This is a genomic window from Alteromonas sp. (assembly GCF_984505615.1).
On sequence record NZ_CFHOXV010000075.1, the window covers coordinates 1 to 6540 of the forward strand.

Here is a 6540-nt window from a genome sequence, read left to right on the forward strand (position 1 = left end):
ATGCGGGAATAGCTCAGTTGGTAGAGCACGACCTTGCCAAGGTCGGGGTCGCGAGTTCGAATCTCGTTTCCCGCTCCAATTCTTCACCTATATTTCTTGATTTTCCGATACATAATCCTGCAAATCTGCAAGGTATGCCTTTTTCTGTGCATCCGGTAACCAGCTCGCTTTGAAACTGTTTTCTGCCAGTGTCACCAGCTCTTTAACGGTAAAGTCACCTTCTTCCTGAAGGGCAATAAAATTCTCATTCAAATAAGCCCTGAAGTAAGACGGATCGTCAGAATTGATGCACGGCATCAGTCCGTATTGCAGCATCTTTTTGATTTCAGCAGAAGTCAGTGACTGCACTACAAAGCGGTTGGACACCGGACATACGGTCAGGCCCAGCTTTTTCTCTCTGGCAAGCTTACATAATGCCTCAGATTCCAGAATGTTGACGCCATGGTCTATGCGGTCAACGCCAATATCTTCTATCACCTGCCGGATGTGCTCTACGGTATTATCCTGGTTTACATCGCAGTGCATGGTGAGTTTCAGGCCCATATTACGGGCTTTTTCAAAAACAGCGCTGAATTTAGCCGGCGGGTTATTTTTTTCGTCAGAATCCAGCCCCACGCCAATGATTTTATCCAGGTGGGGTTGCGCCATCATCAGGTGTTCCATAGCGGATTCAGCAGACATGTCCCGCAGGAAACATAAAATGAGATTGGTCTGCACACTCAGTTCAGCAGCGGCATCACTGCGGGCGCGGTGAATACCGTTTATCACAGTATCAAAACTCACACCACGGCTGGTATGTGCCTGCGGATCGAAAAACAGCTCAACATATACAATGTTTTGTGAGGCGGCTTTGCGTAGATAGTGCATGGTGAGCTGATAAAAGTCAGATTCATCCTTCAGCACGCTCATGCCTGCATAATAGATATCCAGAAAAGAGGGCAGGTCATGGAAGTTATAAGCTGCAATCATTTCCTGCGGTGTCTTAGCCTGTAACGACACATTATTTTTCTGCGCCAGAGCGAAGCTTAACTCCGGCTCCAGTGTGCCTTCAATATGCACGTGAAGTTCTGCCTTGGGCAACTTCTCTAAAAAGGGTCTTAATTCCATAAATACCGCCGTCTGATAATGAGTAGGAAAGAGTTGTTCTGTTTTATAGTCAGAAAAAACTCAGCAAAAACTGAGCCTGACCGAGTCAGACTTAGCAGGAAGTCACGATTTAAATGTGTCCGGGATTTCGGAGACTACCGTGAAAGCAGTAAACACGCAGCCGGACTCAGCTTGCCGCTGCCACTCAACGTAAAAAAGGCAGGTAAACAAATTAAACATTCAGGGATTTATTCACGTTAACATTTTATTAATGAATTTTTATTCAATTTTTGACGCGCGATGCTGGTGCAATAACCGCTAAAGTTGCACGAAAGTCTTGCTTGCTATGTCTTATACGGCGTGTCGGTGTGGTGCGGTCAGCCGGAACAGATAGTGCTGAAAGATTATCTTTCCATTTATATGCATTTTTATTCATTTTTAAGTGTTTGTGGCGTAGCTTTTCCAGTAAAATTAAACAACCAGACGGCACAAAACGTGCACTCCGGGTGGTATGCAACGGTATGCCAATACGGTTGCCACGCCCGGCGACACTTTTTGATGTTTCACTTTGCACTGTACGGGGTGAACAAAGTGAAGTCTGCAAGCGCAAGATTCATCAGACCGGACGACGTATCCGGTTTCAGGAGAACACACAAACATGAAATCATTTCCCCGTAGCGGATTTGTATATTCCGCTATAGCCGGTGCTATTGCCGGCGCACTGGCATCGCCGCAGGTTCTGGCACAGGAAGCTCAGGCCACAGAAAAACAAATCGAAAAGATTGAAGTTACTGCAACCCGCCGCAGCGGTTCACTGCAGGAGGTGCCGATTAATATCTCTGCACTGACTTCAGACGTTATGGCTCAGCAGGATATTGAAGATCTCGATGACGTTGCCCGTTGGGTGCCCGGCCTGACAGTAACCGATCAGGGCGGTCGCTCTGACTCTCCTGTTATTGTGCGTGGTCTGAACACCAATTCTTCCGGTCCAAGTTCTGATGGTGGCACGGTCGCCACTTACTTCGGTGAAATTCCTTTATTTCTGAACATGCGTCTTATTGACGTTGACCGTGTTGAAGTACTTATTGGTCCGCAGGGAACCTTGTACGGGGCCGGTACACTGGGCGGGGCTATCCGTTATATTCCTAAAGCGGTGGATCTGGATTTCACCTCAGGAGAGGTATTCGGTGATGCATACAGCGTCAGCGAAAACGATTCTTTAGGTGGTGAAGGCGGCTTTATTTTCAACGCGCCGCTGATCGACGGTGAAATGGGTGTGCGCATGTCGCTTAACTATTTCAATAATCCGGGCTTTCTTGATTACAACTACGTAGTGCGGGAAGGCGGTGTATCTCTGCCTGATCCGGATTGGAACGATGATGCAGCAGTATCAGAAAATCTACGCCGTGTTGAAGATGCCAATGGTGAAGACACGTTAACTGCCCGCATAGCGCTGCGTTGGGTACCGAACGACTGGCTGGACGGTACTTTAAGCTACTTCTATCAGAAGCAGGAAGTTGAAGGACGTTCAATCACACAATTTGATGCGCTGGCCGCTGATAATCCGCTGAGCGATGTGATTGGTCCCTATGAATCGGCTTACCGTTACGAAGAGCCCCGTGAGAAAGAAGATGAATTACTCAGCCTTGAGTTGAAAGCGGATCTGGGCTTTGCTGAGCTGGTATCTGCTACCGGCTATTCCCAATTCGATGCAATTGGTCAGCGGGATCAGACCGATCTGCTCATCCGTCTGGACTACAGTTATGAAGAGTTTCCTGCGTTTTCTGCCTACACCGAAGAAGTGGACGAGCGTAAAATTCTGACTCAGGAATTGCGTCTGGTTTCACAGGCGGAAGGTCCGTTAAGCTGGATTGCAGGCTTCTACTACAATAAAACGGAATACGACGGCTACAGTAAAGAATTTACCCCGGGCTTTGATGAATACGCCATTGATGTCTGGGAAGTTGGCGGGAACTACCGTCCTGATTCACTGGAATACTACTCAGTCAGCAACACAGAAACTACCGAGTCAGCGTTTTACGGTGAGCTCAGCTACGAAGTGAATGAAAAGCTCAATGTGACACTGGGTATGCGTGCATATCAGTACGACATCGAGTCAGCCTCTGCTATAGACTTACCGTTGTACTACTCAGTGTTTGAAGGTCGCGGTGAAGACTCCATTGAACTGGATTACAGTTCTGCACCGGCGGATGATTCAGGCACATTGTTTAAATTCAATGCCAGCTATCAGTTCGATGACAACACAATGGGTTATGTGACCATAAGTGAAGGTTTCCGTATTGGTGGTGCTAACGGTGTTGGTGCCTGCCCGCCTGATATTGATGATATCGCCACGCAGATTGTTTGTGCTTTGCCTGATGAGCAAAATTACGAGCCGGATACCACTACCAACTACGAACTCGGCCTGAAGAGCAGCTACTTTAAGAACCGTTTGCAGCTAAATCTTGCCCTGTTTAACGTGGACTGGGATGATGCACAGGTAGGCGGTGCGACCATTAACGGTCAGCAACCCATTACCACGAATGCCGAAGGGGCTAACTCCAGGGGTGCTGAAATCTCAGTGCGTGCACTGGCAACCGATAACATCACCCTTTACGCCACCTATTCAAAAACCATTGCCAAGCTGACTGCTGATGTGCCGTTCCTGTTCGGTGTGTTTGGAGAGCAGGGCAGTGCATTGCAGGATTACTACGACGGTAAAGATGGCGATCGCCTGCCGGGTTCTCCTGAACAGCAGTTCTCATTCGGTGTGAACTACGCCACTGAAGTCCTGGATGGCAAAATGCTGGATCTTAACTACGGCTTAACCGCTCAGGATGACGTGTTCTCGACGGTTGGCCTGCGCCAGAATGGTGAGGCACTGCCGGGTTATGCCGTCAGTAACTTCAACGCGAAGTTGTCTGACGAAGTATGGAGCGTCACTTTCTACATTGATAACCTGTTCGACAAGTATGCCTATACTTCCGTACGTCGTGACCGCGGTGATATGGGACTGGCGACGTTTGCCTCCATGACACCTAACGGTACCGAACTATTACGTAACTACGGCCACTACGTGTTAACACCACGCACCGTCGGGTTGAAATTCAACTATCAGTTCGAACTGTAACGGATGGTTTATGTTAGGCTAAAGGCACCGCTAAGGTGCCTTTATTTTTTATGATGGAAATAAGAGAACACTGTTTACTGACTGCGAAGCAGGCAATTAACAACAAACAATACCCGCAGGCACACCAGGCGCTTGTGCAGGCCATCAGGCAAACCGGTGACTTTGAAGAAGCCTATTTCCTGCTGGGTATTATTCACATTGAAATGATGCAAATCAGTAAGGCAGCAGCCCTGCTGGAAAAAGCCGTGAGCCTTGGCGGAACGGCAAAAACTTATGTTTATCTGGCGAAGTGCTATGCCCTTCAGGGCAATATGACAGAGGCGAAAGCCGCTGCGGCAAACGCGCCGGTTTCTGCACTTGACGATGCTTTATCTCTGGACACAGCCGGTGTGGCATTAAGCCGTGCGGGTGATCACCATACTGCGCTTAACTATTTTGAAAAAGCGCTTCAGCTGGCACCGGATAATCCTGCTTTTTATTACAATACCGGTGTTTCTGCCAAGTTCGCCGGTGATTTTGGCCGGGCTAAGGAAGCATTTGAAACGGCAATCCGCCTTGCGCCCGCATACAGTCAGGCACATTTCGCTTTATCAGACTTAGAAACCAGCCCGGATAATCCTCGCAGGATAGCCGCACTGGAAGCACTGGATGCCAGGCTGGCTGAGCGTCAACCCCCTGATATTGATGGCAGATTGCATGTGGCCCACGCATTGGCGAAAGAATGGGAAGCGAAAAAGGAATACGGCGAGGCGTTTACGCTTCTTAAACGGGCGAAATCAGAAAAACTGGCAACACTGCCGCGTCATGACAGCGACTTTTCAGCGGTATTCGATATGCTGGAGCGCATTGACCTTGAGCCGCCGGTAAACACGCAACCGGTCACAGGCCGGCACACCCCGTTATTCGTTACTGGCATGCCCCGTTCGGGCACTACGCTGGCTGAACGTATTTTGTCGAACCACACCCGTGTGGCTTCAGGCGGTGAGCTACAGGATTTCGGTGTCAGCGTGAAAGAAATTGTACGCACGCCCTCACAAGTGGTGCTTGATGCTGAAACGCTGACAAAAGGGATGCAGGCAGACAGCGCGGCCATGGGCAATCGCTACCTTGACCGTACCGCTCATCTTACCGGCGGCAAGCCATATCTGGTTGATAAACTGCCATTTAATTTCTTTTATATACCGCTTATCCGCAAAGCACTGCCGCAGGCACGTATTGTGTGTATGCTCCGTCATCCCATGGATACCTGTACCGGCAACTTTCGTCAGTTGTTTTCAATAAACAGTCCTTACTACAGCTATGCCTATGACATTGATACGATTGGACGGGTGTATACCCGGTTTTACCATCTTATGCAGCGGTGGGCAAAACAGGCGCCTGATCAGATATACCTGCAATCCTATGAAGCGCTGGTTGCAGACCCTGCGGGAGAAATTAAAACGCTGCTCGGGTTTTGCGGTTTGCCCTGGGAGGAAAAGTGTTTGCACGTGGAGCAAAACGATAAACCGGTATCTACGGCCAGTAAAGTACAGGTAAGAGAAGCCATCAATGCAAAGTCAGTAGGAAACTGGCGCAGATACGAAGCGCATCTTACAGACCTGGCTGCTCAGTTTGAGAAAAACGGTGTACCTTACTGAAATCTGAGAGCGCTGGTACATGCCACATAGGCTGGTCGGATGACTTGATTTTCATCTGACCAGCGGCTACTCTCACTGGTCTAACCAGAATAAGAGAAGCAAGATGGCAAAACCGAATCCACTGAGACAGTTTGCTTTAAAAGCAAATAAATACCCCTCCTTTATCAGCCGCCGGTTGATGACGGCTATGTTCCGCCATACGGTTAAACTCGCGGGCACGGCTAAACTGGATATTCTTGCTTCAGATCTCACATCGGTCACGTTTCAGATTAAAAACCGTAAGCGGGTTCAGAATCACATTGGCAGTGTGCATGCTGCAGCCATGGGCTTGCTGGCGGAATCTGCAACCGGCTTTATCGTCGGAGTGAATCTGCCTGGAGACAAACTTCCGCTAATCAAATACATGAACCTGAAGTATGTAAAACGGGCTGAAGGCGATATGAAAGCAGAAGCGATGCTGACTGCGGAACAAATTGCTCTTATGCAGACAGAAGAAAAAGGTGAGGTGCTTGTTCAGGTTAAGGTGACTGATGCAAACCACATCGAACCGGTGATTTGTGAAATGTGCTGGGCCTGGGTGCCAAAGAAAAAATGACAGTAATATTAAGATCTGTGTAAAAAGCGGCTGGTGCCTAATGCCGATCAGTTAAGAGATTGACATTCGGCGTAAGAGGATCAAAATCCGAT

The 6540-nt window shown here is 48.7% G+C and carries 5 protein-coding genes and 1 tRNA gene; 4 read left to right on the forward strand and 2 right to left on the reverse strand.

The window, feature by feature from the left end:
• Nucleotides 1-2 precede the first annotated feature (2 nt).
• Nucleotides 3-78: transfer RNA gene (locus tag AC4PME_RS20285), tRNA-Gly, on the forward strand.
• 9 nt (nt 79-87) lie between these two features.
• Here AC4PME_RS20285 and add read toward each other — a convergent pair.
• Both add and AC4PME_RS20295 read right to left on the reverse strand, forming a co-directional pair.
• A complete protein-coding gene (gene add, locus AC4PME_RS20290; protein ID WP_491045296.1) occupies nt 88-1107 on the reverse strand; it encodes an adenosine deaminase in 1020 nt (339 codons plus the stop codon).
• Nucleotides 1108-1369: 262 nt separating this feature from the next.
• Entirely contained in the window at nt 1370-1690 is a 321-nt protein-coding gene (locus AC4PME_RS20295; protein WP_491045297.1) for a hypothetical protein, read from the reverse strand.
• Between the two features lie 54 nt (nt 1691-1744).
• Between AC4PME_RS20295 and AC4PME_RS20300 the strand changes: the two genes are divergently transcribed.
• The 3 genes from AC4PME_RS20300 to AC4PME_RS20310 all read left to right on the forward strand — a co-directional run bounded on the left by AC4PME_RS20300 (nt 1745) and on the right by AC4PME_RS20310 (nt 6448).
• The gene (locus AC4PME_RS20300) at nt 1745-4216 is read left to right on the forward strand and encodes a TonB-dependent receptor (RefSeq protein ID WP_491045298.1); all 2472 of its coding nucleotides are present in this window, start codon (nt 1745-1747) and stop codon (nt 4214-4216) included.
• Between the two features lie 50 nt (nt 4217-4266).
• Nucleotides 4267-5853 carry a tetratricopeptide repeat-containing sulfotransferase family protein gene (locus tag AC4PME_RS20305; protein WP_491045299.1) on the forward strand — a complete coding sequence of 529 codons (1587 nt, stop codon included), beginning with the start codon at nt 4267-4269 and terminating at the stop codon, nt 5851-5853.
• A gap of 103 nt (nt 5854-5956) precedes the next feature.
• Nucleotides 5957-6448: a DUF4442 domain-containing protein gene (locus AC4PME_RS20310; RefSeq protein ID WP_491045300.1), complete on the forward strand. Its 492-nt coding sequence runs from the start codon at nt 5957-5959 to the stop codon at nt 6446-6448.
• Nucleotides 6449-6540 lie beyond the last annotated feature (92 nt).

Bases quoted from the DNA above. Each gene is read 5' to 3' on its own strand.
- add (WP_491045296.1), bottom strand. From the start codon at position 1,107: ATGGAATTAAGACCCTTTTTAGAGAAGTTGCCCAAGGCAGAACTTCAC.
- AC4PME_RS20300 (WP_491045298.1), top strand. From the start codon at position 1,745: ATGAAATCATTTCCCCGTAGCGGATTTGTATATTCCGCTATAGCCGGT.
- AC4PME_RS20305 (WP_491045299.1), top strand. From the start codon at position 4,267: ATGATGGAAATAAGAGAACACTGTTTACTGACTGCGAAGCAGGCAATT.
- AC4PME_RS20310 (WP_491045300.1), top strand. From the start codon at position 5,957: ATGGCAAAACCGAATCCACTGAGACAGTTTGCTTTAAAAGCAAATAAA.